Origin of the sequence: Plantactinospora sp. B6F1 (assembly GCF_040120695.1) — a bacterium.
Taxonomy (GTDB): domain Bacteria; phylum Actinomycetota; class Actinomycetes; order Mycobacteriales; family Micromonosporaceae; genus Plantactinospora.
On record NZ_JBEEAC010000020.1, the window covers coordinates 90,034 to 115,737 of the forward strand.

At 72.0% G+C, this 25,704-nt stretch carries 24 protein-coding genes; 16 read left to right on the plus strand and 8 right to left on the minus strand.

Going from position 1 to position 25,704, the window contains the following annotated elements:
• Nucleotide 1: 1 nt before the first annotated feature.
• Complete coding sequence (locus ABNF97_RS23485) at nucleotides 2-781, minus strand: SDR family oxidoreductase (protein ID WP_130460560.1); 780 nt, start codon at nucleotides 779-781, stop codon at nucleotides 2-4.
• A gap of 343 nt (nucleotides 782-1,124) precedes the next feature.
• Between ABNF97_RS23485 and ABNF97_RS23490 the strand changes: the two genes are divergently transcribed.
• The 6 genes from ABNF97_RS23490 to ABNF97_RS23515 are packed head-to-tail and all read left to right on the plus strand — an operon-like array spanning nucleotide 1,125 to nucleotide 7,721.
• The gene (locus ABNF97_RS23490) at nucleotides 1,125-2,054 is read left to right on the plus strand and encodes an STM4015 family protein (protein WP_349339814.1); all 930 of its coding nucleotides are present in this window, start codon (nucleotides 1,125-1,127) and stop codon (nucleotides 2,052-2,054) included.
• A complete protein-coding gene (locus ABNF97_RS23495) occupies nucleotides 2,051-3,052 on the plus strand; it encodes an STM4015 family protein (RefSeq protein ID WP_130460558.1) in 1,002 nt (333 codons plus the stop codon). The genes ABNF97_RS23490 and ABNF97_RS23495 overlap by 4 nt, the downstream gene beginning before the upstream one ends.
• A 16-nt stretch (nucleotides 3,053-3,068) precedes the next feature.
• Entirely contained in the window at nucleotides 3,069-4,601 is a 1,533-nt protein-coding gene (locus tag ABNF97_RS23500; RefSeq protein ID WP_349339815.1) for an STM4014 family protein, read from the plus strand.
• Nucleotides 4,598-5,440, plus strand: coding sequence for an STM4013/SEN3800 family hydrolase (locus tag ABNF97_RS23505; protein ID WP_130460557.1), 843 nt, complete (start codon nucleotides 4,598-4,600; stop codon nucleotides 5,438-5,440). The genes ABNF97_RS23500 and ABNF97_RS23505 overlap by 4 nt, the downstream gene beginning before the upstream one ends.
• The gene (locus tag ABNF97_RS23510) at nucleotides 5,437-6,822 is read left to right on the plus strand and encodes an STM4012 family radical SAM protein (protein ID WP_349339816.1); all 1,386 of its coding nucleotides are present in this window, start codon (nucleotides 5,437-5,439) and stop codon (nucleotides 6,820-6,822) included. Before ABNF97_RS23505 ends, ABNF97_RS23510 begins: the two co-directional genes overlap by 4 nt.
• Nucleotides 6,819-7,721, plus strand: coding sequence for an STM4011 family radical SAM protein (locus ABNF97_RS23515; protein WP_349339817.1), 903 nt, complete (start codon nucleotides 6,819-6,821; stop codon nucleotides 7,719-7,721). Before ABNF97_RS23510 ends, ABNF97_RS23515 begins: the two co-directional genes overlap by 4 nt.
• A 320-nt stretch (nucleotides 7,722-8,041) precedes the next feature.
• Here ABNF97_RS23515 and ABNF97_RS23520 read toward each other — a convergent pair whose 3' ends face one another.
• Nucleotides 8,042-8,341, minus strand: coding sequence for an antibiotic biosynthesis monooxygenase family protein (locus ABNF97_RS23520; RefSeq protein WP_349339818.1), 300 nt, complete (start codon nucleotides 8,339-8,341; stop codon nucleotides 8,042-8,044).
• 106 nt (nucleotides 8,342-8,447) lie between these two features.
• Between ABNF97_RS23520 and pnuC the strand changes: the two genes are divergently transcribed.
• From pnuC to ABNF97_RS23535, 3 genes are all read left to right on the plus strand, one after another.
• Nucleotides 8,448-9,107 (plus strand): nicotinamide riboside transporter PnuC, encoded by a 660-nt coding sequence (gene pnuC / locus ABNF97_RS23525; protein WP_130460554.1) that lies wholly within the window; start codon nucleotides 8,448-8,450, stop codon nucleotides 9,105-9,107.
• A gap of 2 nt (nucleotides 9,108-9,109) precedes the next feature.
• Nucleotides 9,110-10,210 (plus strand): AAA family ATPase, encoded by a 1,101-nt coding sequence (locus tag ABNF97_RS23530; protein ID WP_165436579.1) that lies wholly within the window; start codon nucleotides 9,110-9,112, stop codon nucleotides 10,208-10,210.
• A 297-nt stretch (nucleotides 10,211-10,507) separates the two neighbouring features.
• On the plus strand, nucleotides 10,508-11,506 hold the full coding sequence (locus ABNF97_RS23535; protein WP_130460553.1) for a TerC/Alx family metal homeostasis membrane protein: 999 nt from the start codon (nucleotides 10,508-10,510) through the stop codon (nucleotides 11,504-11,506).
• Between the two features lie 121 nt (nucleotides 11,507-11,627).
• On the opposite strand, the gene ABNF97_RS23540 is transcribed toward ABNF97_RS23535, so the two are convergent.
• The 4 genes from ABNF97_RS23540 to typA all read right to left on the minus strand — a co-directional run bounded on the left by ABNF97_RS23540 (nucleotide 11,628) and on the right by typA (nucleotide 16,662).
• The gene (locus ABNF97_RS23540) at nucleotides 11,628-12,560 is read right to left on the minus strand and encodes a C40 family peptidase (protein WP_349339819.1); all 933 of its coding nucleotides are present in this window, start codon (nucleotides 12,558-12,560) and stop codon (nucleotides 11,628-11,630) included.
• Nucleotides 12,561-12,795: 235 nt separating this feature from the next.
• Nucleotides 12,796-13,890 (minus strand): mandelate racemase/muconate lactonizing enzyme family protein, encoded by a 1,095-nt coding sequence (locus tag ABNF97_RS23545; protein ID WP_349339820.1) that lies wholly within the window; start codon nucleotides 13,888-13,890, stop codon nucleotides 12,796-12,798.
• Nucleotides 13,891-13,914: 24 nt separating this feature from the next.
• The gene (locus tag ABNF97_RS23550) at nucleotides 13,915-14,772 is read right to left on the minus strand and encodes a serine hydrolase (protein ID WP_130460550.1); all 858 of its coding nucleotides are present in this window, start codon (nucleotides 14,770-14,772) and stop codon (nucleotides 13,915-13,917) included.
• A 21-nt stretch (nucleotides 14,773-14,793) separates the two neighbouring features.
• Nucleotides 14,794-16,662 (minus strand): translational GTPase TypA, encoded by a 1,869-nt coding sequence (typA, locus tag ABNF97_RS23555; RefSeq protein ID WP_349339821.1) that lies wholly within the window; start codon nucleotides 16,660-16,662, stop codon nucleotides 14,794-14,796.
• Between the two features lie 134 nt (nucleotides 16,663-16,796).
• Between typA and ABNF97_RS23560 the strand changes: the two genes are divergently transcribed.
• From ABNF97_RS23560 to ABNF97_RS23580, 5 genes are all read left to right on the plus strand, one after another.
• A complete protein-coding gene (locus ABNF97_RS23560) occupies nucleotides 16,797-18,278 on the plus strand; it encodes a VTT domain-containing protein (protein WP_130460548.1) in 1,482 nt (493 codons plus the stop codon).
• Nucleotides 18,279-18,411: 133 nt separating this feature from the next.
• Nucleotides 18,412-19,269 carry a transglycosylase SLT domain-containing protein gene (locus ABNF97_RS23565; protein WP_130460547.1) on the plus strand — a complete coding sequence of 286 codons (858 nt, stop codon included), beginning with the start codon at nucleotides 18,412-18,414 and terminating at the stop codon, nucleotides 19,267-19,269.
• A gap of 150 nt (nucleotides 19,270-19,419) precedes the next feature.
• Entirely contained in the window at nucleotides 19,420-20,289 is an 870-nt protein-coding gene (locus tag ABNF97_RS23570) for an N-acetylmuramoyl-L-alanine amidase (protein WP_130460546.1), read from the plus strand.
• Between the two features lie 405 nt (nucleotides 20,290-20,694).
• On the plus strand, nucleotides 20,695-21,267 hold the full coding sequence (locus ABNF97_RS23575) for a helix-turn-helix domain-containing protein (protein WP_130460545.1): 573 nt from the start codon (nucleotides 20,695-20,697) through the stop codon (nucleotides 21,265-21,267).
• Nucleotides 21,268-21,345: 78 nt separating this feature from the next.
• Nucleotides 21,346-22,671: an MFS transporter gene (locus tag ABNF97_RS23580; RefSeq protein WP_349339822.1), complete on the plus strand. Its 1,326-nt coding sequence runs from the start codon at nucleotides 21,346-21,348 to the stop codon at nucleotides 22,669-22,671.
• Here ABNF97_RS23580 and ABNF97_RS23585 read toward each other — a convergent pair.
• Nucleotides 22,652-22,855, minus strand: coding sequence for a cold shock domain-containing protein (locus ABNF97_RS23585; protein WP_130460543.1), 204 nt, complete (start codon nucleotides 22,853-22,855; stop codon nucleotides 22,652-22,654). The genes ABNF97_RS23580 and ABNF97_RS23585 overlap by 20 nt on opposite strands.
• 220 nt (nucleotides 22,856-23,075) lie before the next feature.
• On the opposite strand from ABNF97_RS23585, the gene ABNF97_RS23590 reads away from it, so the two are divergent.
• On the plus strand, nucleotides 23,076-23,684 hold the full coding sequence (locus ABNF97_RS23590; protein ID WP_207230377.1) for a VTT domain-containing protein: 609 nt from the start codon (nucleotides 23,076-23,078) through the stop codon (nucleotides 23,682-23,684).
• 281 nt (nucleotides 23,685-23,965) lie between these two features.
• A complete protein-coding gene (locus tag ABNF97_RS23595) occupies nucleotides 23,966-24,217 on the plus strand; it encodes an SCO4848 family membrane protein (protein WP_130460541.1) in 252 nt (83 codons plus the stop codon).
• Between the two features lie 608 nt (nucleotides 24,218-24,825).
• Here ABNF97_RS23595 and ABNF97_RS23600 read toward each other — a convergent pair.
• Nucleotides 24,826-25,572 (minus strand): DUF7873 family protein, encoded by a 747-nt coding sequence (locus ABNF97_RS23600; RefSeq protein WP_349339823.1) that lies wholly within the window; start codon nucleotides 25,570-25,572, stop codon nucleotides 24,826-24,828.
• Nucleotides 25,573-25,704 lie beyond the last annotated feature (132 nt).

Genomic DNA, 25,704 nt, shown 5'->3' on the forward strand with positions numbered 1-25,704 from the left:
GTCAGGCGTACCGGTCGAAGCCGCCCTCGGAGTCGATCACCTGGCCGGTGATCCAGCGACCGTCCGGCGAGCAGAGCCACTCGACGAGCCGGGCGGCGTCGTCCGGCCGGCCCCACTCGCCGCCCGGGAAGAGGTACCCGCCCGCGGCCATCTCCTCGGGCGCGGCCCAGCCGGTGTCGGTCGGGCCGGGGTTGACACAGTTCACCGTGATGCCCCTCGGCATCAGCAGTGGGCTCAACTGCCGGGTCAGGTTCTCCACCCCGGCCTTGCTGGCCGCGTACGCGAGTTCGCCCGGCATCGGGCCGAGCCGTTGCCCGCTGGAGAAGAGCACCAGCCGGCCGCCGGAGCCGGCCCGGAACGCCGCCGCGAACGCCTCGGCCAGCAGCAGGGTCCCCCGCACGTTGACGACGAGGTGCCGGTCGACCTCGTCCGCGTCGAGCTTGCCCAGCGGGGTGTGGGTCGAGTAGGCGTGCGCCGCCACCAGTACGTCGAGCCGGCCGTGGGCGCGTACCGCCGTCTCGACGAGTTCGGCCGGAGCGGTCGGCGAGGCAAGGTCGGCGGCCAGGTACCGGGTCGTGTCGGGGTCGCCGGTCACCTGTTCCAGTTCGGTGAGCAGCCCGGGGACGCCGTCGGGATCGCCGCCGTAGGGCTGCGCCTCGTCGTACCCGGGCAGGCCGGTCAGCTGTAGCCGGTAGCCGGCGGCGGCGAACCGTCGGGCGACCGCCGCGGCGATGCCCGCCCGACGACTGACTCCGGTTATCAAGGCGACCCGTTCCCCCATGCCGCAGAGTCAACCCGATCCGCGCGATCCCGGCGAGCGGGAATCGTCGGTGCGGCGGCCGGCAGCGCCCGCCAACTGGCCGAACTGATCGCGGCGGGGCGGCGGCACGGCATGCCGGGCGTTCCGTGTGCCGGGCGCTGTGTGCGCCGGGCGCTCCGGGTGCCAGGCGCTCCGGGTGCCGGGCGCGCTGTGTGCGACGGGCGGGCGCGGCTACGACGACCGGGAGGTCGACCGGTCGGTAGGCGGCGTGCCGGAGGTCGCGGCTGTCGGTGCCGCGTCGGGCGACCGGTTGTCGGTTCGCCTTGTTAGGGTTCTGCCGCCCCCGAGCGCTACCGGAGCCGCAATGACGATCTATGCACACATCACGGAGTTCGCCGACCTGCCCGTGGTCGACTTCGATCCGGCCCGACTGCCGGACGTGGCGCCGGATGCGGTCGCCTGGCGGCTCAGTCTCACCGACTTCCCGACCCGCGACGGAGACTTCGCCGACCTGGTCGAGCGGTTCCTGGCCGCCGTCGACCCCGCCAAGGTCACCGCGCTGATCGTCGGCGACTGGGGCGAGGCGTACGAGGAAAGCGCCCCCGTCGAACTGGTGGCCGGATTGGCGCCGCGACTTGCCGGGCTGAAGGCACTGTTCATGGGTGAGATGGTGTCGGAGCAGTCGGAGATCTCTTGGATAACCCAGGCCGATCCCGCTCCGCTGCTGACGGCGTACCCGGGGCTGGAGATTCTGCGCATCCGCGGTGCGACCCAGGGGCTGACCCTCACCCCGACCCGGCACACCGCACTGCGCGAGCTGGCGATCGAGGCCGGTGGCCTGCCCGGGCACGTGGTCCGGGCGATCGGCGAATGCGACCTGCCGGCGTTGGCGCACCTGGAACTCTGGCTCGGCACCGACCAGTACGGTGGCGACACCACTGTGGAGGATCTGGCGCCGATCCTGGGTGGGGAGCGGTTGCCGTCGTTGCGGTCGTTGGGTTTGCGTAATGCGGAGATTGCCGATCGGGTGGCGGTGGCGGTGGCGGGTGCGCCGGTGGTGGCGCGGTTGCGGGAGTTGGACCTGTCGTTGGGGGTTCTTTCCGACGAGGGGGCGGCGGCGTTGTTGGCCGGGCAGCCGTTGACGCACCTGCGTCGGCTGGATCTGCATCATCATTACCTGAGTGCTGAGATGGCCGACCGGCTGGTGGCCGAGCTGCCGGGCGTCGAGCTGGACCTCTCCGACGTACAACCCTCCGACCAGGACGACGACCGGTACATCGCGGTGTCGGAGTGAGGACGAGCTTCACCGGTCACGCCACCGAGTTCGCCGGGCTGCCGGTCTTCGGGCTGAGCCAGAGCTGGACGGACGAGCCGCCGCGCCTGGTACCCGAGGCGGAGCTGCCGACCGAGCCCGGCGCGGTCGCCTGGCGAATCGAGGCGTGGGAGGACGACGACGGCTGGGACTACGGCCCCTCGTCGATGTTCCGGCACGCGTTCGAGCAGTTTCTGGAGCTGGTCGATCCGGCCGGGGTGCGCGCCCTGGTGATCGGCAGCTGGGGCTACGCGGCGATGAACGCGGCACCGATCGGTCAGCTCTGCGCCGCCGCCGACCGGCTGACCGGGTTGCGGGCGCTCTTTCTCGGCGACATCCCGGCGGAGGAGTGCGAGTTGTCCTGGATCTGCCAAGGTGACGTCGCGGCGCTGCTGGCGGCGTACCCCGGGCTGGAGATCCTGCGGATCCGCAGCGGCGACGCCGACGCCGCGGGCCGTAACGGGCTGGCCTTCGATGCCGTCCGGCACGGCGCGCTCCGGACGCTGGTGGTGGAGTCGGCGGGTCTGTCGGCCGGGGTCGTCCGGGGCATCGCCGACTCCGACTTCCCGGCCCTGGCGCACCTGGAACTCTGGCTCGGCACGGACCGTTGGGGCGGGGACACCAGTGTGGAGGATCTGGCGCCGATCCTGGGTGGGGAGCGGTTGCCGTCGTTGCGGTCGTTGGGTTTGCGTAATGCGGAGATTGCCGATCGGGTGGCGGTGGCGGTGGCGGGTGCGCCGGTGGTGGCGCGGTTGCGGGAGTTGGACCTGTCGTTGGGGGTTCTTTCCGACGAGGGGGCGGCGGCGTTGTTGGCCGGGCAGCCGTTGACGCACCTGCGTCGGCTGGATCTGCATCATCATTACCTGAGTGCTGAGATGGCCGACCGGCTGGTGGCCGAGTTGCCGGGCGTCGAGGTGGATCTCACCGAGGTCATGCTGCCCGACGAGTACGACGACCGGTACGTGGCCGTCGACGAGTGACTGGCATGATCGACGGATGACTGGCAGGGCCCCGCTGGTGGTCGTCGGCAACCCGGAGAACCGCCGGGTGGCGCTGTTCCGGGCCGCCGCGACCGAGGCAGCCGTACCGGTGGCGGTGCTGCCCTGGCGGCGGCTGGCGGCCGGTCCGGTCCGGCTGCCCCGGGCGGCGGTGGTCCGGATCGACTCGCCAGGGGAGGACGCCGAGGTCGACCGGCTGCTGCGCGGGGCGGACCGGCCCGCCGAGCACGGCGAGATCGTCGGCCTCGCCGCCTGGTACGCGGGATTCCGCGCCGCCCTGGGCCGGCTCGACCAGGCCGCCCGGTCCGCCGGAGCGACCCTGCTGAACGATCCCGCTGACGTGCTCGCGATGTTCGACAAGCGGGCCTGTCACGCCCGGCTGGCCGCAGCCCGGGTACCGGTGCCGCCGGCACTGCCCCCGGTGCTGTCCGTGCCGCATCCGCTGTCCGGGCCGTCCGTGCCGCATCCGCTGTCCGGGGTGCCGGTGCCGCAGCTGGCGTCCGTGCCGGCTGCGCCGCACGCGCCACCGGGGCCGCCTGCCTCGGCCGCGGCGTCCACATTGGCCGGTCCGGCCGGATCGGCTGCCTGGACGGGTGCCTCCGGCGGTTACCCGGAGCTGCGCGCGGCGATGCGCGCCGCCGGCTGGTCCCGGGTTTTCGTCAAGCCGGCGCACGGCTCGTCCGCCTCCGGAGTGCTCGCCCTCCAGGTGGCGCCGGGCCGGATCCGCGCTACCACCTCGGTCGAGTTGACCGCCGACGGCCGGCTCTACAACTCGTTGCGGGTCCGCGACTACACCGACGAACGGCAGGTCGCGGCGATCGTCGACCGGCTCGCCCCGGACGGGCTGCACGTCGAGCGCTGGTTTCCTAAGGCCGGGCTGAGCGACCGGACGATCGACCTGCGGGTGCTGGTGGTGGCCGGTCGACCGGAACATGTGGTGGTCCGGGCCAGCTCCGGTCCACTGACCAACCTGCACCTCGGCAACGCCCGGGCGGACCTGGCCGCGCTGCGGGCGGCGATGGGCGAACCCGCCTACGGCGCCGCGCTGCAGACCTGCGTCCGGGCCGCCGCCTGCTTTCCGGGCAGCCTGCACGTCGGGGTGGACCTGCTGATCGGCACGGGCTGGCGGCGGCACGCGGTGGCCGAGGTGAACGCCTTCGGCGACCTGCTGCCGGGGCTGGTCGACCCGGCAGGCCGGGACAGCTACGCGGCCGAACTGCACGCGCTGCGGACCGGTCGGTTCGCCCGGTGGCGAGCCAGCGCACCGACGCCGCCGGAGTCGGCAGGCGAGCCGGGGCCGACGCCGGGACCCGCGCCGGCATCGACGACACCGCCCGGGCCGACACCGGTGCCGGAAGCAGTGGCAGCGCCCGGGCCGACAGCGGGGGTAGCGCCCGGGTCGACAGCCGGGTGGGACGGGCGAGTCGGGTGGGACGGGCGAGCCGGGCGGGGCCCCCGGCGAGCGGACGACGGTGGCACCGGGCAGCATGAGAACCCGGGACGTGACAGAAAGGTGGGGAGTGCGGCATGAAGGAGATGATCGGCAGCCACGACCTGTTGTTCGTCACCCTGGACACACTCCGCTACGACGTGGCCGAGGAACTGGCCGCCGCCGGGCGCACACCGAACCTGGCCCGTGCGTTGCCAGGCGGGGTCTGGGAGCGGCGGCACAGCCCGGCCAGCTTCACCTACGCGGCGCACCAGGCGTTCTTCGCCGGCTTCCTGCCCACCCCGACCACACCCGGGCCGCACCCCCGGCTCTTCGCGGCGGCCTTCCCCGGCAGCGAGACGACCGGAGAGCAGACCTGGACCTTCGACGCCCCCGACGTGGTCCGGGCACTCGCCGGGGCCGGCTACCACACCGTCTGCGTGGGCGGGGTCGGCTTCTTCAACGGCAGGTCCCCGCTGGGTGGCGTACTGCCCGCCCTCTTCGCGGAGGCGCACTGGGAGCCCGAGTTCGGCGTCTCCGCACCGCGCTGCTTCGAGGCACAGCTCGATCGGATCGCCACCGTCCTGCCGACGGCGCCGGAGGACCGGCCGCTCTTCCTCTTCGTCAACGTCGCGGCGATCCACCAGCCGAACCGGCACTACCTGCCCGGAGCGGACCGGGACACCAGGGAGAGCCACGCTGCCGCGCTGGAGTACGTCGACCGGCACATCGGGCGGCTCTTCGCCCTCGCCACCTCCCGAGACCGGCCCTGCCTGGTGCTGATCTGCTCCGACCACGGCACCGCGTACGGCGAGGAGGGGCACAGCGGTCACCGGCTCGGTCACGAGGTGGTGTGGACGGTGCCGTACGGGCAGTTCGTTCTCGAACCGGGTGACTGGGGCAAGCCCGGCGACTGGCCCGGGCCGGAACAGTCGGGGTGACCGGCGCACTGGACGGGTCGCCGTACCAGGGCTATCTGTACGCGTACCCGCACAAGACGGCGTACCGGCCGTTGCGGCCCCGCCCGGCGCTGCGTGAGGTCTGGGCGGGCCAGCGGCGGGACGCCCTCTTCCTCTATCTGCACCTGCCGTTCTGCGAGATGCGCTGCGGCTTCTGCAACCTCTTCACCCGCTCGAACCCGCCCGCCGAGCAGGTGCGCGGCTATCTCGACCAGTTGGCCCGGCAGGCCGAGCGGGTCCGGGAGGCACTCGGCGACGGCGTCGGGTACGCCCGGGTCGCGGTCGGTGGCGGCACCCCGACCTATCTGGACGCTGCCGAGTTGACCGCGGTTTTCGACCTGCTCGCCGGCTTCGGCGCCCGGCTCGGCACGGTGCCGGTGGCGGTGGAGACCTCGCCGGCCACCGCCACCGCCGATCGGATCGGGGTTCTGGCCGAGCGTGGCACCACCCGGGTCAGCATCGGGGTGCAGAGCTTCCTGGACAGCGAGGCGCGGGCGGCCGGGCGACCGCAGCGCCGGGTGGAGGTCGAACGGGCCCTGGACACCATCCGGGCGCACGACATCCCGGAGCTGAACGTCGACCTGATCTACGGGATTCCCGGGCAGACCGCGACGACCTGGACCGAGTCGATCTCCGCTGCGCTGTGCTGGTCTCCGGAGGAGGTGTTTCTCTATCCGCTCTACGTCCGCCCGCTCACCGGCCTCGGCCGGATCACCGGCGCGGCGGGCGGTGCCGACCCGGCCTGGGACGCGCAGCGGCTGGCGCTGTACCGGCAGGGCCGGGACGCGCTGCGGGCCGCCGGCTACCAGCAGTTGTCGCTACGACACTTCCGCCGTGCCGAGCGCGTCTCCGACGGTCCGGGGCTCAGCGCCGACGGGCCCGGGCCGATGTCCGGCCCGACGGAGCAGAGTGGGCCGGACTACTGTTGCCAGGACGACGGCATGGTGGGGCTGGGCTGCGGGGCCCGGTCCTACACGACCGACCTGCACTACTCGTTCGACTACGCGGTCGGGGTCCGGCACGTCCGAAGCATCATCGAGGACTACCTGTGCCGGCCCGCCACCGATTTCGAGGTCGCCGAGGTCGGCTTCCGGCTCGACCCGGTGGAACAGCGCCGCCGCTGGCTGGTCAAGTCGCTGCTCCGGGCGGAGGGGTTCGATCCGGCCGGCTATCTCGACCGCTTCGGCAGCCGGGTCGACGACGACTTTCCGCAGCTCGACCGCCTCGCCGAGCGCGGCTGGCTGACCTCGGGGCCGGCCCGGATCGGGTTGACCGAGTCCGGACTGGAACGCTCCGACGCGATCGGGCCGTGGCTGGTCTCCGGCCAGGTCCGCCGGGCGATGGCCGAGTACCCGCTCCGATGAACCTCTCGGTGCTCTACCGCGGTCCGCTGGCGAGTTGCAACTACGACTGTCCCTACTGCCCGTTCGCGAAGCGCCGGGACAGCCGGGCCGAACTCGCCGCCGATCGGGCCGCGCTTGGCCGCTTCGTCGACTGGGCGACCCGCAATCCCGACGGCGACCGGCTGTCGGTGCTCTTCACGCCCTGGGGCGAGGGACTGGCCCGGTCCTGGTACCGGGACGCGCTGGTGGCGCTCTCCCGGCTGCCGCACCTGGAGCGGGTGGCGATCCAGACGAACCTGGCCTGCCGGCTGGACTGGCTGGCCGCCGCCGACCGGCGTACGGTCGCGCTCTGGGCCACCTACCACCCCGGCCAGGTACGCAGGGAGACCTTCCTGCGGCGCTGTGCCCGGCTGACCGAGCTGCGGGTGCGGTACTCGGTCGGCGTGGTCGGGCTACCGGAGCACCGAGCCGAGGCGGCGGCGGTCCGGGCGGCGCTGCCGGCCGACGTCTATCTGTGGGTGAACGCGGCCGAGGGGCATTCCTACACGGCTGCCGAGGAGGCGGCCTGGACCGCCCTCGACCCGCTGTTCGGCTACAGCGTGCGGCCGCATCCGTCGGCCGGTGCGCCGTGTCGGGCCGGCGAGACGGTGATTTCGGTGCGTGGCGACGGCTCCGTGCGGCGCTGCCACTTCGTGGAGACACCGCTGGGCAATCTCTACGACGGGTCGTACCGCGCCGCGTTGCGTCCCCGGCCGTGTCCGAACGCCGCCTGCGACTGCCACATCGGGTACGTCCACCTGCGAACCCTGCCACTGTACGAGGTCTTCGCCGAAGGAGTGCTGGAACGGATTCCGGCCCGGTGGGGCGTGCCGGCCGGCGCGCTGGCTGAACCGAGGGCTGCCGGGCTCGACGTCCGATGATCCGACCGGGATCCGCATCCGACCCGACCCGATCCCGACCCGGACCCGATCCACCCCGACCCGGACCCGATCCGATCCCGACCCGGACCCGATCCGGACCCGCAGAACCCGATCCGAACCCGCCGGACCCGGCGGCCCCGAACCCGCCGGGGCCGGCGGTGCCGGTGTTCGGATCGGTCGACGTCGCCGCGCCGACACATCCGCCGCCTCCGAGAACTGCCGCCTCCGAGAACCGGCGTCTCCGAGAACTGCCGCTCAGAGAGACCCCTGTCTCGCGGCAGGCTAGCCGCGGCGTACGACAGTTTTCGTCGGGTCGGCGGTCAGGCCGGCGTTGGCACGTCGGTGAAGTGCTCGACCACCGGCGGGGCGGCGAAGTACGGGCCGATCAGCGAGCGCCAGGTGGTGAACCGCTCGGTGGCCCGGAAGTTCTCCAGGTGGGCCTCGACCGAGTCCCATTCGACCAGCAGCACGAACCGGGACGGCGACTCGATGCCCCGGGTCATCCGGATCGACCGGCATCCAGGGGTGCCGGCCAGCGTCTGATGACCCTTGGCGTACGCCTCGGCGAACGCCTCCTCCTGACCGGCCAGCACCTCGATCAGCGCAACCTCCAGCACCATCAGCGCAGGATGGCACGGATGGGCCCGGTCCGGTCGATCGGGGTATACCCGTCCCGAGCGCCGGTACCTACGGTGGGAACTCCGAAGGATCTTTGGGGGGCGCGCCATGCTCGACTGGCTCACCGGTACCGCGTTCACCGTGGCGGGCACGCCGACCAGCCGGGCCGAACTGCTCGGCTTCGCGACCGGCGTACTCACCGTCTGGCTGCTGACCCGACAGAAGATCTGGAACTGGCCGGTCGGCATCGCCAACGTGCTGCTGCTGATGCTGCTCTTCTGGACCGCCGGCCTGTACGCCGACGCCGGTCTCCAGATCGTCTACGTTGGACTCGGCCTGTACGGCTGGTGGGCGTGGCTGTTCGGCGGCGCCGAGCGGAGCCGGCTGGTGGTCGGCCGGACGGGTCGGCGGGAGTGGCTGCTGCTGGTCGGCGCCGGCGCGGTACTGACGCTGCTGCTCTGGCTGCTGCTGGACCGGGCGACCGACTCGACCGTGCCGCTGCCGGACGCGGTGACCACCTCGCTCTCCCTGATGGCGACGTACGGCCAGTGCCGCAAGCGGGTGGAGAGCTGGTGGATCTGGATCACCGCCGATCTCGTCTACATCCCGCTCTACGTCTACAAGGAACTCCATCTCACCGCCGGGCTGTACGTCGTCTTCCTCGGGCTCTGCGTGATCGGGCTGCGGAACTGGCGGGCCGACCTGCGCCGGCTCGCGGCCGTCGGCGTCCGGCCGGTAGCGCCCGGTCCGGCCCCGGCCACCCCGTGACCGTGCGGGACGGTCGGGACCTTTTCGCCGGTGGCCGGCCGGAGTTCGGGCACGGCCTGGTGGTGGGGAAGTTCTATCCGCCGCACGCCGGGCACCACGCGCTGATCGCCGAGGCGGCCCGCCGGTGTGCCGCGGTCACCGTGGTGGTGGCGCCGTCCCGGCGGGAGTCGGTGCCGTTGGAGTTGCGGCTGGACTGGTTGCGTGAGGTGCACGCCGCCGACCGGCACGTCCGGTTCGTCGGCCGGTACGACGACCATCCGGTCGACTACGCCGACCCGGCTGCCTGGGACGCGCACTGCGCGGTGTTCCGGGCGGCGGTCGGGCCGGCCCGGGTCGACGCGGTCTTCTCCTCCGAGGCGTACGGCGCGGAGTTGGCCCGCCGGTTCGACGCGGTGGACGTACCCGTCGATCCGGCCCGGGTCGCCGTACCGGTCTCGGGCACGGCGGTGCGGGCCGATCCGGTAGCGCACTGGGCGATGCTCAGCCCGCCGGTCCGGGCCTGGTTCGTCCGCCGGATTGTCGTGGTGGGCGCCGAGTCCACCGGTACCACCACCGTCGCCAGGGCGCTGGCCGGGCACTACCGCACCTGCTGGGTACCGGAGTACGGCCGGGAACTCACCGCCGCCAAGCTGGCCCGGCTGCGCCGTACCGAGCCCGAGGCGACGATCTTCGACGTTGGTTGGGACCGGGCGGACTTCGAGACGGTGGTGCGGGAGCAGCAGGCCGCCGAGGACGCCGCCGCGCGGCGCAGTGGGCCGTTGCTCTTCTGTGACACCGACGCCCGGGCCACCGCCGTGTGGGAGGAGCGGTATCTCGGCTCGACCTCACCCCGGGTCCGGGCCGCCGCCCGTCGGCCCGATCTCTATCTGCTGACCGACCATCGCGGGGTGCCGTTCGCCGACGACGGCCTGCGGGACGGGGCGCACCTGCGCGGCTGGATGACCGAGCGGTTTCGTGCGGTGCTGGCCGAATCCGGCGTACCCGTGATCGAACTCACCGGTCCGCTTCCGGACCGGCTGCGGACGGCGATCCTGGCCTGCGACCGGATCCTGGCGGTCGGTTGGCCGCTCGCCGACCCGCTGCTGCCCCGGCATAGCACCTAGGTTCCTAGGATGGCTTAGGGTCAGTGATCCAGATAGCCCGACCGGGGGAGATGCGCGCGGGGCAGGGAATGGTGAACAATGGCCCCTGTAGGAGGGGAGTATTCCTTCGCGACGGTGTCGTCAACACGGTCGTCGGCCGGCAGACCGGTTACGAGGACCCGGCACCGTAGGTTGTCGTTGCGGCGTCTCCGCGTGGCGATGGCGGAAGAGACCTCCGACAGTCACCATCGTCTGCATCGCCTGATGCGCGTCTTTCGCGTGCTGACGGCGGTGCCGTGTGCCTGCCGGAGGAGTGTCTTGAACGTGTCCACCTGGGTGTGGGTCGTCTCGCTGGTCGTGCTGACCGCGGTCCTACTACTTGATTTAGTGATCGTCGGTCGGCGACCGCACGAGCCGAGTCTGCGGGAGTCCGGCCTCTGGGTCGCCTTCTACGTCGGCCTCGCGATCGTCTTCGGGGTCGGCCTGGCCCTGACCACCAATCTCACCGTGGCCGGGGAGTTCTACACCGGATGGCTCACCGAGTACAGCCTCTCGGTGGACAACCTCTTCGTGTTCGTGATCATCATGTCGCGATTCGGCGTACCCCGGCAGTACCAGCAGAAGGTGCTGCTGATCGGTATCGTGCTGGCGCTGGTGCTGCGCGGTGGCTTCATCGCGGCCGGAGCGGCCCTGATCAACCAGTTCTCCTGGGTCTTCTACATCTTCGGCGCCTTCCTCATCTACACGGCGATCAACTTTTTGCGGCAGGGTGAGCCGGACGAGGAGGACTTCAAGGAGAACGTGCTGATCCGCTGGAGCCGGCGGGCGCTGCCGGTCTCTCGGGACTTCTCCGGCGCCCGGCTCAGCGTGCGGGAGAACGGCCGGCGGCTCTTCACCCCGATGCTGATCGTGCTGATCGCGATCGGCACCACGGACCTGGTCTTCGCGCTCGACTCCATCCCGGCGATCTTCGGGATCACCCAGGAGCCGTACCTGGTCTTCACCGCCAACGTCTTCGCGCTGATGGGGCTGCGGCAGCTCTACTTCCTGCTCGGCGGACTGCTCGACCGGCTGGTCTACCTCAACATCGGGCTCGCCGTCGTGCTCGGCTTCATCGGCGTCAAACTGGTGCTGGAGGCGCTGGCCGGCAACAATCTGCCGTTCGTCAACGGTGGCGAGCCGGTCGGCTGGGCGCCGCACATCCCGATCTGGCTCTCCCTCACCGTCATCCTGGGCACCCTGGCGATCGCGACGGTGGCCAGCCTGATCAAGTCCAGCCGGGACGGCCGGACCACGCAGAAGCTGCCGGTCGGCTGAGGTGGGCGCGGTCGGCTGAGGTAGGGCGCCGGAGCGGCAACTCAGAGGAGTGCGGCCTTCCCCCTTCCCCCTGCGGTCCGTCTGGACCGCAGGGGAAGGGCACGGCCGCGGGGCCAGCGGCTCAGGCCGGGAGTGAGTCGGTGACCCGGTGCGCGCCGACCAGGGTGGCGGTCCGGTCAGCGGGCATCGGTTCCTCCAGCACCCGCCGCTTGGTGTAGCAGGCGTGCAGCATCCGTCGGTCGCCGTCCGGGCCGGGACGGGCGGTGACGATGCCGATGTGGTGGACCCGCCGGCCCGGCCGGGCGAAGAAGTAGAGGTCGCCGGGGCGTTCCGCACCGAGCGGCACCGGAACCGTCGCCGCCGCCTGGTCGTCGGCGTCCCTGGGCAGGCGTACGCCGAAGCGCCGCCAGGCCAGGTGCACCAGGCCCGAGCAGTCGATGCCGTACGCCGAGACGCCGCCCCAGAGATAGACCACGTCCCGCAGTTGGCTGGCCACCGTGAGCACCTCGGTCGCGCTCGGTGGCTGGTTCGGCGCCGGGGCGAGGTGGGTGTCGGGCGCCCAGAGGGGCTGCTCCTGGTCGGGGACCCGGACCGGCCGCCAGCCGGCGCGGACCGGTCCCGCGCAGGTCAGCCGGGTACCCAGGATCACGTCGGGCAGCACCACCGCACCGAACGGTGCGTCGTGCAGCCGGGTGACCGTCGCCGAGACGACCAGGTCCGCCGGTGCCGGATCGGCCGGCGCGACGAGCTGGTCCAGCGGCAGCCAGCCCGGATAACCCCGAGGGTCGAGCCTGGCCGCCGGCTGCTCCACCGCGACGACCCGGACCCAACCGTCCGGCCGGACCTGCTCGACCAGCACCCGCTCGCCGAGCAGGAGCTGACTGAGCACGCAGTCGCCGACCCGCTGGTCGGCGCTCATCCCGGAGATCCAGCCGGCGATGTCGGTCCGGCGGGACAGGGCCGGTGCGTCCACCGGACGAACAGTCTCCGGGCCCGCCCACAGGGTGGCGACGGCGACCCGGACAACGGCCTCGTGCCCCGAGCGCACCGCCATGTCAGTACCACCCGTCCTCGCCCGCTCCCGCCCGAAACCCTATGAAAATAAGCGCCGCCCTGCAACAAGCCTCTGAATGTTGCCTTCATGACCGGTGGGCGCGCGGCGGTCGGGCGCGAGAAGGGAGACGTGACCGACGGCTGACGCGTGACGGGCGACGGGTGCGGATGACACGTGACGGGCGACGCGGGACGGGTGCGGGTGAGGCGTGACGGGTGATGGGTGACGGGCGGCGTCAGGGGGTGGGTGGTGGTGTCCCGTGCAGGCCGACGACGCCGAGACCGGGAGCGTCCGGCAGCACCACGGTGGCGTTCTCGTACCGGATACCGCCCTGCACCGGCGTCCAGGCCAGCCACCAGGCCGCGTCCAGGTCCGACACGGCGCTGGTGCCGTACGCGGCCACCAGGCTGGCCGCCGCGCCGATCCCGATCTGACTCTCCATCATCGAGCCGACCAGCGTGCCGAGGCCGTGCGCGGCGGCCAGCTCCAGCAGCGCCCGGGCCGTCCCCAGTCCACCGCACTTGGCCAGCTTCACGTTCACCAGGTCGGCGGCCCGGCGCTGGATCACCTCGACCAGGTCGCGCAGCCCGTAGACCGACTCGTCGGCCAGGATCGGCACGTCCACCCGGTCGGCCACCCAGGCCAGCCCGGCGATGTCCCGGGCGTGCACCGGCTGCTCCACCAGCTCCACGTCGAGCCCGGCGTCGGAGACACCGCGGATCACCCGGACCGCCTCCCGGGGCGTCCAGCCCTGGTTGGCGTCGAGCCGGATCCGGGCCTGCGGACCGGCGGCGGCGCGTACCGCCCGGACCCGGGCCAGGTCACCCGCGGGGTCCGTGCCGACCTTCACCTTCAGCACCTCGAAGCCGTCGGCGATCCGCTGCTTCGCGGTGCCGGCCAACTCGACCGCGTCCCCGGCGGAGAGGGTGACGTCGGTGGCGACCCGGCGGGACGTCCCGCCGAGCAGCCGCACCAGCGGTATGCCGAGCCGCCGCGCCGCCAGGTCGTGCAGTGCGACGTCCACCGCAGCCTTCGCCGCCTCGTTGCCGGCCACCGCAGCCCGTACCTCCGCGCACCGGGCCACCAGGTCGTCCGGGTTCCGCCGGGTCAGCAGCGGGGCGAACACCTCCTCGACGCAGGCCCGGGCACCGCCGATCGACGCCCCGGTCACCTGCCACACCTGCGGTGCCTCGCCGAACCCGGACCGCCCGTCGGCATCGACCACCTCCACCACCAGGGTCTCTACAGTGGAGGTACGGCGCAGTGCGGTCACGAACGGCGTGTGCAGCGGAGCGGAGAGCCGGTGGGTGCGTACCGAGGCGATCGACATGCAGGCACCATATCGACCGTCAGATCAGCGGACGGTCCCCAGACCGTGCCGGGCCGCCCAGACCAGGGCAGACACCCGGGCGACGAGGCGGCGTGCCCGCTCGTCCCGGTCGTCGGACGGCCCGGCGGCACCGTCCGGCGGCGCACTGGTGCAGACCACCACGGCGTACGGGGGCGCGTCGTCCGGGAAGACCACTCCGGCGCCGTGCCGGACGCCGCGTACCCAGCCGTTCTTGTGCGCGATCCGGGTCCCCGGCGGCAGCCCGGCGGCCAGGTCCTCGCCGCGCTCCTGGCCGAGCAGCACGTCCAGCATCGCCGCGCAGGTGTCGGGGGAGGCCAGCCGGGACCGGACGATCCCGCCGAACAGCCCGGTCAGGTCGGCGGCGGTGACCTGGTTGTCGAGGCCGGCGTCCCGGGCGGCGAAGTCCTCGATGCCCCGCTCGGTGCGGCTGTGCCGGGCACCGCTGTCCGCCCAGACCTTGGCGACGGCGGGCAGCCCGACCTGCCCCAGCACCAGGTTGGTGGCGAGGTTGCTGGACCGGACGATCATGCGTTCGGCGAGCCAGCCCAGCGGCGCGGTGCCGCCGAGCCGGGCCCAGACCGCCTCGTCGTTGTCGTACTCCGCGGCGCAGGAGAACCGGCCCGCACCCGGTCGGGCCGAGTCGAATTCGTTGACCACCGGTACCGCCGCGTTCAGGTCCACCGCGCCGGCCTCGGCGGCCCGGTACAGCGCGGCGAGTACCGCCACCTTCATGGTGCTGGCCGCGTAGTGCGGAACGTCCGGCAGCCGGGTGTACGCGGGCGGGCGGCCGAGCCGCCCCGCGTAGACCGAGACGGTACCGGCGACGGCGGCGAGTTCGGTGTCGAGTGCTTCCCAGGGCATCTGGGCAGCGTACGACCTGACTCAGCCGGCGTGCTTGCGGCGTGCGGCGGCCCGGGCCCGGGACGGCGCGTCCAGTACGACCTTGCGCAGCCGGATCGCCACCGGGGTCACCTCGACGCACTCGTCCTCGCGGCAGAACTCCAGCGCCTGCTCCAGGGAGAGCTTGCGCGGCGGGATCAGCTTCTCGGTCTCCTCGCTGGTCGAGGAGCGCATGTTGGTGAGCTTCTTCTCCTTGGTGATGTTGACGTCCATGTCGTCGGAGCGGGAGTTCTCGCCGACCAGCATGCCCTCGTACACCTCGGTGGACGGCTCGACGAAGAGGGTGCCGCGCTCCTGGAGGTTGAGCATCGCGAACGCGGTGGCCACCCCGGGCCGGTCGGCGACCAGCGAACCGGTGTTCCGGGTGCGCAACTCGCCGAACCAGGGTTCGTACGACTCGAAGACGTGGTGCAGGATGCCGGTGCCCCGGGTGTCGGTGAGGAACTCGGTGCGGAAGCCGATCAGCCCGCGGGCCGGGACCAGCCACTCCATCCGGACCCAGCCGGTGCCGTGGTTGACCAGTTGCTCCATCCGGCCCCTCCGGGTGGCCAGCAGCTGGGTGATGGCGCCGAGGTACTCCTCCGGGGCGTCGATGGTGAGCCGTTCCACCGGCTCGCAGGTCTTCCCGTCGATCTCCCGGGTCACCACCTGCGGCTTGCCGACGGTCAGCTCGTAGGACTCGCGGCGCATCTGCTCGACCAGGATGGCCAGGGCCAGCTCTCCCCGGCCCTGCACCTCCCAGGCGTCCGGCCGGTCGGTCGGGAGCACCCGCAGCGAGACGTTGCCGATCAGCTCCCGGTCCAGCCGGTCCTTGACCATCCGGGCGGTGACCTTGGCGCCCTTGACCCGCCCGACCAGCGGCGAGGTGTTGGTCCCGATGGTCATCGAGATCGCCGGCTCGTCGACGGTGATCAACGGCAGCGGCCGGGGGTCCTCCAGGTCGGTCAGGGTCTCGCCGATCATGATCTCGGGGATGCCGGCGACCGCGATGATGTCGCCGGGCCCGGCGGAGTTGGCCGGCTTGCGCTCCAGCCCCTCGGTCATCAGCAGTTCGGAGACCCGGACCCGCTCCACCGTGCCGTCGGTGCGGCACCAGGCCACGGTCTCGCCCTTGGTGATGGTGCCCTGGCGGACCCGGCACAGCGCCAGCCGGCCGAGGAACGGCGAGGCGTCCAGGTTGGTCACGTGCGCCTGCAACGGCGCGTCCTCGGCGTAGGCCGGTGGCGGGATGGTGTCGAGCAGGCTGCGGAACAGCGGCTCCAGCGAGCTGCTGTCGGCCGGCAGGGTGCCGTCGGCGGGCTGGGTCAGCGAGGCGATCCCGTCCCGGGCGCAGGCGTAGACGATCGGGAAGTCGATCTGCTCGGCGTCCGCGTCCAGGTCCAGGAAGAGCTCGTACGTGTCGTCGACCACCTCCTTGATCCGGGCGTCCGGCCGGTCCACCTTGTTGATCACGAGGATTATCGGCATCCGGGCCTGGAGCGCCTTGCGGAGCACGAACCGGGTCTGCGGCAGCGGGCCCTCGCTGGCGTCCACCAGCAGCAGCACCCCGTCGACCATGGTCAGCCCGCGTTCCACCTCGCCGCCGAAGTCGGCGTGCCCGGGGGTGTCGATGATGTTGATGGTGACCGGGTCCGAACCGTCCGCCGGCAGGTAGCGCACGGCGGTGTTCTTGGCCAGGATGGTGATGCCCTTCTCCCGCTCCAGGTCCATGGAGTCCATCACCCGGTCGGCCGGCTCGGCCCGGGCCGAGAACGCGCCGGACTGCCGCAGCATGGCGTCGACCAGCGTGGTCTTGCCGTGGTCGACGTGGGCGATGATTGCGACGTTACGAAGGTCCCCGCGGGTCTGCATGCGCTCCATCCTCCCGCCCGCGTGATCCGGGCCGACGTCCGGGTTCCCCCTGAGTCGACCCCCGTCTCCGCGGGAATCCCTGTGCCGGCCGACCGCGTGGCTGGCATGCTGGCCGTGGTGTTCGGGGGGCGGGCGTGCATGACGTGTTGACGGTGGTGCGGGAGTTGCCACCGGTGCTGGTCTACCTGGCCGCCGCGCTGCTGGTGGCCGCCGAGACGGCCGTGATCGTCGGCCTGGTGATGCCGGCCGAGGCGACCCTGCTGCTGGTCGGCTTCCTCGCGTACACCGGACTGCTGCGGCTCGGCCCGGCGCTGGTGGTGATGGTTGTCGCAGCGGCCCTCGGCGACACGCTGGCGTTCCGCAGCGGCCGGCGGCACGGCCCCCGGTTGCGGGCGGGCCGCTGGGGGAGCCGGATCGGGGCACGGCGCTGGGTGAGGGCCGACGCGATGCTGGCCCGGTTGGGTGGGCGCGGTGTCTTCGCGGCCCGCTGGGTCGCCTTCGCCCGGACCCTGGTGCCCCGGCTGGCCGGCAGCGCCGGGATGCCGTACCGGCGGTTCGGGCCGTGGAACCTGGCCGGGGTGGTGACCTGGGTCGGCAGCTCGGTGCTGGCCGGCTATCTGGCCGGGGAGTCCTACGAGACGGTCTCCCAGCGCCTCGGCAGGGCGACCGGCGCCGTACTGCTGCTGATCGTCTTCATCGTGGCCATCGTGCTGGTCGGCCGCTGGCTCGGCCGCAACCCGGATCCGGTCCGCTCGCTGCTGTCCCGGGCCGTCGCCCGGCCGCCGCTGCGCTGGCTGGCCCGGCGGTACGGGGTGCTGTTCTTCGTGCTGTCGATGCACATCGGGCCGGGCTGGACGCTGCTGGCGAACCTGGCCGCCGGGTTGGCGCTGCTCTTCGTCACCGGGCTGGCCCTGGCCTGGCTGCTCGACCTGGTGATCACGCACAGCGGGCTGTCGGTGGTCGACAGCGCGATAGCGGAGTGGTTCGCGTCCCGGCGTACCGACGGGGTGGCCGAGCTGGCGCACGCGGCGATCGGCGCGCTGCGCGGGCCGGTGCTGATCCTGGTGGTGGCGCTGGCCGCCGCGGTGGTCGGCTGGCGTACCCGACCGTGGCGGGTCGACCTGCTCAGCGTGCTCGGTACGGTCGGCGCCTTCGTACCGCTGCTGGTGCTGGTCCTGGTCACCGACGTGACCGGGCCGACCAGCAGCGCACCCGTCCGGCTGCTGCCGGCCCAGAACGCGGTGGTCGCGGCGAGCTTCTGTACGCTCGCCTGGCTGCTGGCCCGGCAGAGCCGCTGGCCGATGGCGGTGGCGGCCTGGACGGTGGCGGCGGTCGGGGTGGTGACCATCGGTGCGGCCCGGCTCTACGTCGGCTGGAGTTCGGCGAGCGAGACGGTCACCTCGGTGCTGCTCGGGGTGCTCTGGACCGCGGTCTTCATCGTCGCCTGGGCGAGCCGGGACCGCGCGGTGCGGGCCGCCGGGACCTCGGCCGGGCCGCTGAAGGAAGACCGGGTCCAGCCGTCGAAGGGCGAGCCCCGGACGCCCACGGGCGAGCCCCGGACACCGATGGGCGAGGCAGAGCCGCCGATGGGCGAGGCCCGGTCACCGGTGGGCTAGGTCCGCCACCGTGGGCTAGGTCCGCCCACCGTGGGCCAGGTCCGCCACCAGTGGACGAGCCACCGTGGTGGTCGATGTCCCCTGAGCGGCCGGCGTGCCTGTTATGGTGCGGCCGGGAAACTGGGGGGACTGGATGACTGACTGGCTACGCAGGACGGGACTGCTGTCCGGGGTGGTGGTCCTGACGCTGGCCGCCGTGGGTGCCTGTGCCAACGGCGAGCCGGGCGGCGACGGCACCACCGTCGTCGCGGAGGTGGACCCGTCCGCCGTCGCGCAGCCGGGTGCGGCCGACGAGCCGACGACCGAGCCGGAGCCGCCGGCCGTGGCGGGGCTCGGCGTCCGGCCGACCCCTTCGGCGACGCCGAAGCGCACCCCCAGCAAGAAGCCGGGGCCGCGCAAGGTCCCGAAGCCGCCGACCGAGACGAAGCTGCCCCCGCCGCCGCCGAAGCCCGAGGCCGGCTGCACCAAGCCGCGCTACGAGGGCAGCCAGGCCAGCCGGGCCCAGGTCAAGCAGGCACTGACCGAGGCGGCCGGCCGAATCTACTGGCCGAACTCGGCTCCGGACATCCGGGTGCCGGTCGACCTGGTCAAGGCGACCGCCTGGCAGGAGAGCGGCTGGCAGTCGAACATCATCGCCTGCGACGGCGGGGTGGGGCTGATGCAGGTCATGCCGGACACCGCGGCCTTCGTCAACCAGCGTTTCGACCAGTCGTACGACATCGACGCCTATCGGGACAACGCCACGCTCGGCGCGAACTACCTGGCCTGGCTGATCAAGTACATCGGCGACGCCTTCTTCGAGAGCGACTACGGGGTCTCCGCCGAGGACTGCGGCAGCGCACTCAACTCCTGCCTGCTCAACGCGGTGATCTCGGCGTACAACTTCGGGCCGGGTGCGGTGGTGACCGACGACGGGTTGAAGATCCCCAACCCGCAGTACGTCCGGAACGTTCGCGCGTTGATGACGGAGTGTGAGTGTCTGGCCTTCTGAGGTCGTCGGCCGGCTAGCCGTCCCTTCCCAACCTCGGATGGGTTGACCATTGCTTTTGGTCAGATTGGCAGCTTGGACGACTGGACTCCGATCGATGTCGCGGATACGGTCAGTAGTGAACACCTGCCTCCGAGTAGGGGGGACTGATCGATGCGATTGCTGTGGCTCGCCGACGTGCTCCGGTCCGCCGGTCTGACGGTCCACGAGGTCGGCGGTTGGCGAAGTCGAGGCTCCACGTCCTTCGATCCACACGGGATCATGTGCCACGAGACCCGCGGCTCCCTGCACTCCACCGACGCCGGTGAGATCTACGTCCTGCTCAACGGCTCCGCGACGGCACCGCCGCCGATCGCCCAGCTCTACCTCTCCCGTACCGGGCACTGGCACGTGATCGCCTCCGGCCGGTGCAACCACGTCCGGGTCGGCTGGGCCGGGCCGTTCAAGGGGGTCGGCAACTCCGGCCTGGTCGGCATCGAGGCGCAGCACGCGCTCGGCGAGCCGTGGACCGCCCGGCAGTACGACTCCTACGTGCGCGGCGTCGCGGCGCTGCGCGACCGTACCGGTTGGGGGATCGCCGGCCACAAGGAACACCAGCCGGGTGGCTACGGCCACTCCAGCGTCAAGACGGACCCGAGCTTCAACATGAACCAGTTCCGGCGCGACGTCGCCGCATCGTCCGGAGGGGAGAACATCATGCCGGCACTGTCCGACAGGGAGCAGGAGCAACTCTTCAAGTACGCGAAGGACGTCAACTACATCCTCTGGCAGGGCGCGCAGAAACCGGACGGCAGCGGCCGTACCGACATCCGGCAGCACTTCTACAACATCGAGGGGATGCTGACCGAGGTCAAGGCGAACCAGATGACCATGCTCGGCAAGGACTGGGTCAACGAGCAGGAGATCATCGACGGGGTGCTCGCCGGGCTGGGCTCCAAGGACCTCGACGACGCGGCGGCCGCGCTGCGGGCGGTGTTCGGCGACCGGGTCGAGGAACTGGCCGCCAAGCTCACGGCGACCTGAGGGTCTGTCCACCCCGGCGGCGCGGTCGGTAGCTGCCCGGCGCCCCGGTCAGCCGATGGTGCGGCGGCGCAACCAGGCGCCCTCGGCGGGCAGTCGAAGTAGTCGGTGCGGTGGTTCTGCGCGAGGTCGGGCAGGAAGGTCCCGGTCCCGATCGTGCGCGGCACGCGTACCGGCCGGTTGTCCAGGGCGCGTTTCACGAAGTGTCACTCGCGGGGTGCACGGTGTGCGGCCCGTGGATCGCACCGGCCCGCAGCAGGATGGTCGGCAGGACCGCCCCGGCGGCGAGCAGATCCCGCTCCATGGCCGCCTTGCCGGCGATCGGGCGAACGACCGGCGAAGCTATCCGCAACGGCGATTGCGCAACATGTCTTGCGCAATTGCTGTTGCGTATGACAGCGTGGGCGCATGAGCAGAGAAATCCGTCAGGTCACCGACTCCCGAGTGCTGGCCGCCATGTCCCATCCGCTCCGCCGCCGCCTGATGGACGTGTTCAAGGTTTACGGCCCGGCCACGGCCAGCGCGCTGGCCGAGCGCACCGGGCAGGCGGTCGCGAACGTCAGCCATCACCTGAAGGTGCTCGCCGCCGCCAACCTGGTCGAGGAGGCACCGGAACTAGCCCGGGACCGCCGGGAGCGGTGGTGGCGGCTCGTCTCGGCCGGGCTGCGTTGGTCCAGCGCCGACTTCGCCGACGACCCGTCCCGGGAGGCCGTACAGCAGGCCGCCGTGTCGCTGAACCTGGACCGTCAGGTCGGGCTGGTCCGGGACTGGCACGCCGCCGGCGACGACCAGCGGGCCATCTGGGGAGACGCGGCGTTCTCCACCGACCGCTGGCTGCGGTTCACCCCCGCCGAACTGGCGGAGTTCGAAACCGAACTGCTCGCACTGCTCTCCCGGTGGGGCGACCGCGAGCTCCCCGACGACGGGCAGCCCCGCGAGCCGGTCTTCTTCTTCGCCCACAGCATCCCGGCCCAGCCCTGAACCAGCCCACCCCTGAGCCAGCCCAGCCCTGAGCCAGCCCAGCCGGCCCGGTACGGGCGAGCGAGACGCGGAGAAGAGATGAGTTTGCTCCGGCAACGAGACTTCCGGCTGCTCTGGATCGGACAGGCCGGCAGCACCTTCGGCGCCAGCGTCACCAGTGTCGCGCTGCCCCTGGTGGCGGTCGCCACACTCGGAGCCAGCACCTTACAGGTGGCGCTGCTGACCGCCGCCGCGTGGCTGCCCTGGCTGCTGGTCGGTCTGCCGGCAGGCGCCTGGGTGGACCGGTTGCGCTGCCGGCCGGTGATGGTGACCTGCGACCTGGCCGCCGCGCTGCTCTTCGCCAGCGTGCCGGTCGCCGGCTGGCTCGGCGTACTCAGCATCGGGCACCTGCTGGCCGTCGCGCTGGCCGGCGGCACGGTGAGCGTCTTCTTCAAGACCGCGTACCTGGTCTACCTGCCCACCCTGCTGGACCGGACCGACCTGGCCGAGGGTAACGCGAAGCTCCAGGGCACCGAGGCGGTGGCCCAGGTGGCCGGTCCGGGCATGGCCGGCCTGCTGGCCAACCTGGTCGGCGCGGCGACCGCGCTGCTGGTGGACGTGATCGGCTTCCTCGGCTCGGCCGCCTGCCTGCTGTCGATCCGCCGCCGTGAGCCGCGCCGCCGCGCCGATCCGGCGGCGGGCCTCGGCCGGCAGATCGCCGAGGGGGTACGGTTCACCGCCCGCGATCCCTACCTGCGGGTGCTCACCGTCTGGGGTGCGGTCAGCAATCTCGGCCTGATCGGCTATCAGGCGCTGCTGGTCGTCTTCCTGGTCCGCGAGGTCGGGGTGGGTCCGGGCACCGTCGGCGGCCTGGTCGCCGTGATGAGCCTCGGCGGAGTCGTCGGCGCCGCGATCGCCACCGCGCTGTCCCGCCGCCTCGGCAGTGCCCGCGCGCTGCTGCTCTGCGCCCTCGGCGCGGAACCGTTCGGGCTGCTGATCCCGATGACCGCCCCCGGGGCTCGGCTCGGGCTGCTGGTGCTGGCCGGAGTGGTGATCGGCGCCGGCGTGGTCGCCGGCAACGTGATCAAGACCGGCTTCCGCCAGGCGTACGTGCCACACCGGCTGCTCGGCCGGGTCAGCGTGACCATGCAGGTGGTCAACCTCGGCACCATCCCGCTCGGTGCCGTGCTCGGCGGCGCGCTCGGTACGACGCTCGGCCTCCGCCCGGCGATGTGGGTGATCACCGCCGGGCTGGCGCTGAGCGGGCTGATCCTGCTGATCGGCCCGCTGCGCCAGCGCCGCGACCTGCCCGATCGGGAACACACCGAAGAGGTGCCGGCGTGCGTTGCGGAGCTGCCGAAGCACACCGCGGAGCTGCCGGCCCGGCCGGCGCGTCGCGAGCTGCTCAGTGCGGCTGAACGTTAGCCGCCTGCGGGCCCTTCTCGCCCTGGGTGACGTCGAAGTCGACCTTCTGCCCCTCGTTGAGCTCCCGGTAGCCGGACGTCGCGATCGCGGAGTAGTGGACGAACACGTCCGGCCCTCCGCCGTCCTGCTCGATGAAGCCGAAGCCCTTTTCCGAGTTGAACCACTTGACGGTTCCGCTTGCCATGGGTGTCTCCTTAGCGGCGCGCCTGGTGCGTGGCGTGCCCTGCACGTCACCGACAGTAGCTTCCCTCGGTACTCCGCGCGGGCGGAAGCCAGGAGTCGTGCAAACCTCCGGCCTACGCCGGACGACGGACCCACCCCTAGTACCAGTCAGGGTTGCCCGTGCCACTTACCAGGGCTCGACCCGGATGTCCGGGGAGGGTTCCGGCCGTAACGTTCCTGACGTGGCGGACTGGCTGGTTCAGGTGGGGGAGCTGCCGTCAGGAGTCTTCCTGGCGGTACTCGGCGGGGTCATGATGCTGGACGCGATTCCGCTGCTCGGCGTACTCGTGCCCGGTGACGTCGCGGTGTTGGCCGCGGTGGGAGTCGGTCGACCGGCCAGCCTGGGGGCGTTCCTGGCGGTGATCGCCGGCTGTCTCGGTGGCTGGTCGCTCACCTTCCTCGCCGGCCGGCGGTTCGGCGCCCGACTGCGGCGCAGCCGTACCGGGGCGTGGATCGGGCAGGAGCGCTGGGCAGCCGCCGAGCGGATGCTCGGCAGTGGCGGGGGCCGGATGGTGATGGTGGCGCCGTTCCTGCCGGTGCTCAACGCGCTGCTGCCGCTGGCCGCCGGCGGGCTGCGGATGTCGTACCGGCGGTTCCTGGGTTTCGCTGCGGTCGGCGCGGTGCTCTGGGCCGGGCTCTACATGGTGCTCGGCCTCCTGGCCCGGTCGGTCGGCGGGCTGCTGCCCGGCGAGTCGTTCGCGCTGCTCGGCACGGTGGGCTTCGGGATGCTCTTCGGCGGCCTCGTCCTGCTGGGCGTACGCCGCCGACTCGCCTCGACGGTCGAGGGCTGACCGGGCGGTTCTCGGCGGTCGGGGGATGCGGGTGGCGCCGGGCGGCTGGGCGACCGGCCGGCGCCACCCGGGGGGAACGCGGATCACGCGCACGGGGGCCGACGGGGTCGGGGGCAGTAGCCGGTCGGGGGCGTGATCACGCAACCGGGGCCGGACCGGCGGCCGGTCGGGGGGGGTGACCGGCCGCCGGGACCGGCCCGGGCGAGGCCGCCGGCCCGGGCCGGTCCCGGTGAGGTTGGCGGCTCGGGCCGGCCGGGGCCTGGCTGGCATACTGGGCTGCCATGGTGTTGTCGCGGCGCTGGGCCGGCTTCCTGATCCTGGTCGGCGTCTGGACCTGGGCGATCTGGCCGCGGTTCGCCGTCGCGATCTGGAACGACGCCCGCGCCTGGTCGACCGGGGAGATCGGGCAGGGCAGCCCGACCAGTTTCCTGTGGGTGCACGCCCTGCTGATCGGGGCGTCCCTGGCCATCGGTACCACGGTCGGCGTACTCGGCGTGCGCGCCTGGTGGACCGCACGGACTCCCCGCTCCTGAACAAGGGCCGGCGCCGGAAAGCGGTGTGGCGCCGGCCGGCGTTCCCCCGTCATCATCACCGCCGGCCGGCGAGTCATGGACCCCGGTGTCGAACCGGGCACACCGCCACCATCGAAGTGGCGGCCGAGCAGCCAACGCCCGCGTCCATGGTGTCCACGGTGGATGGCATCGAGGCTGACCGACTCCGCCGCCGGGCGGCGCCTTCGGAGAATTTGGCGGACCCCCGGGGTATGCCCGACCCCGGGGGTCCTGAGGTTCCACCCGTTCGCACGCCAGCGACATTTAAGATCCACGATCAGTCTACAGTCGACGCGCTTTGCCATTAAGCGACCGCCGCAGGTAGAGCGGCAGACTGGACTCGAACCAGCATCTCGTCGAGATGGTCGTGGTCGGTAGATCTGGCGATCGGTGGGGGTGCTGAGCCTGGAGCGATAGTCTCAGCCTGCTCGGTGTCGGTCTGCCTCTACCGGTTGGGCTACCTCGGCTCGGAGTGCCGAGGGGAGGACTCGAACCTCCACTGGAACCGCCACCTCTGATGAGTCTGACGAGTCAGTCTCAGTCTCGGCGCAGTTCGCGCCACCCCCCGCTCCACGGGGGTGTCTGGGAGGCTACCCGAAGAGGTAGCCGAACACCTCGTCGCCGACGGTGCGGTCCTGCACCGTGGTGCTGTTCGCCTCCTCGCGGGCCACCTTCACCGCCTCCAACAGCTTGTCGACGCGTCCGCGGAGCACCTTGACCCGTTCGGCCGGGAGGGCGCCGGAGAGCTTCACCGTGGTCCAGGTCCCCACCGGTAGGTCCTCGGTGTAGACCTCGACCTGCGCCGGGTGCTTCTCCGTCGCCTCGGCCTTGACGTGGTTGCGGTGCACCTTGCGCATCTTCTGCGTCTGGCTCGGGGTACTCGCGTAGCAGCCGCGATCCGGATCGAACTCCCAGCGCTCCGCCGCGTCCAGGGTGGCCAGCCCGTCGACGAAGGTACGCAGGTCGACGAGCTGCTTCTCCAGGAAGAGCAGATAGGTGACCGGTGCCTGGCGGATCAGGGTCCGCCCGTCGACCACCACGTCGGCCTTGGCGGTGGCGTTGCCGGTGTCCTGGAGGAACTGGAGGTCGAAGAGTCGGCCCATGGTCGTGGCGACGTCGTCCAGGACCTCCTGGACGGTGTACTGCACCCGGGTCGACTCCGGCGGCAACTGCTCCCGGATGTCGTCGGCGAACGGCTGGTAGGTCCGGGAGATGCCGGAGAGCGGCGGTGCCTTCTGGGTACGCCGGTGGGCGTCGGTGAGCTCCCGCTTGGCCTGCGGCTTGAAGCCCTGCACCAGCGCGTTGACCTTGTGCAGTTCGGTGGGATTCGGCACCATGATCCTTTCGGTCTCGTCGGGCAGACGGTAGTCGTCGCCGCCGCGTCCGGCGACCCTGTCGTCGGGGTGTGCCCGTCCGCCTTAGAGCGTGGTTGAGATAGCTCGGCGTGGCTGCGTGATCACGACGCCAGA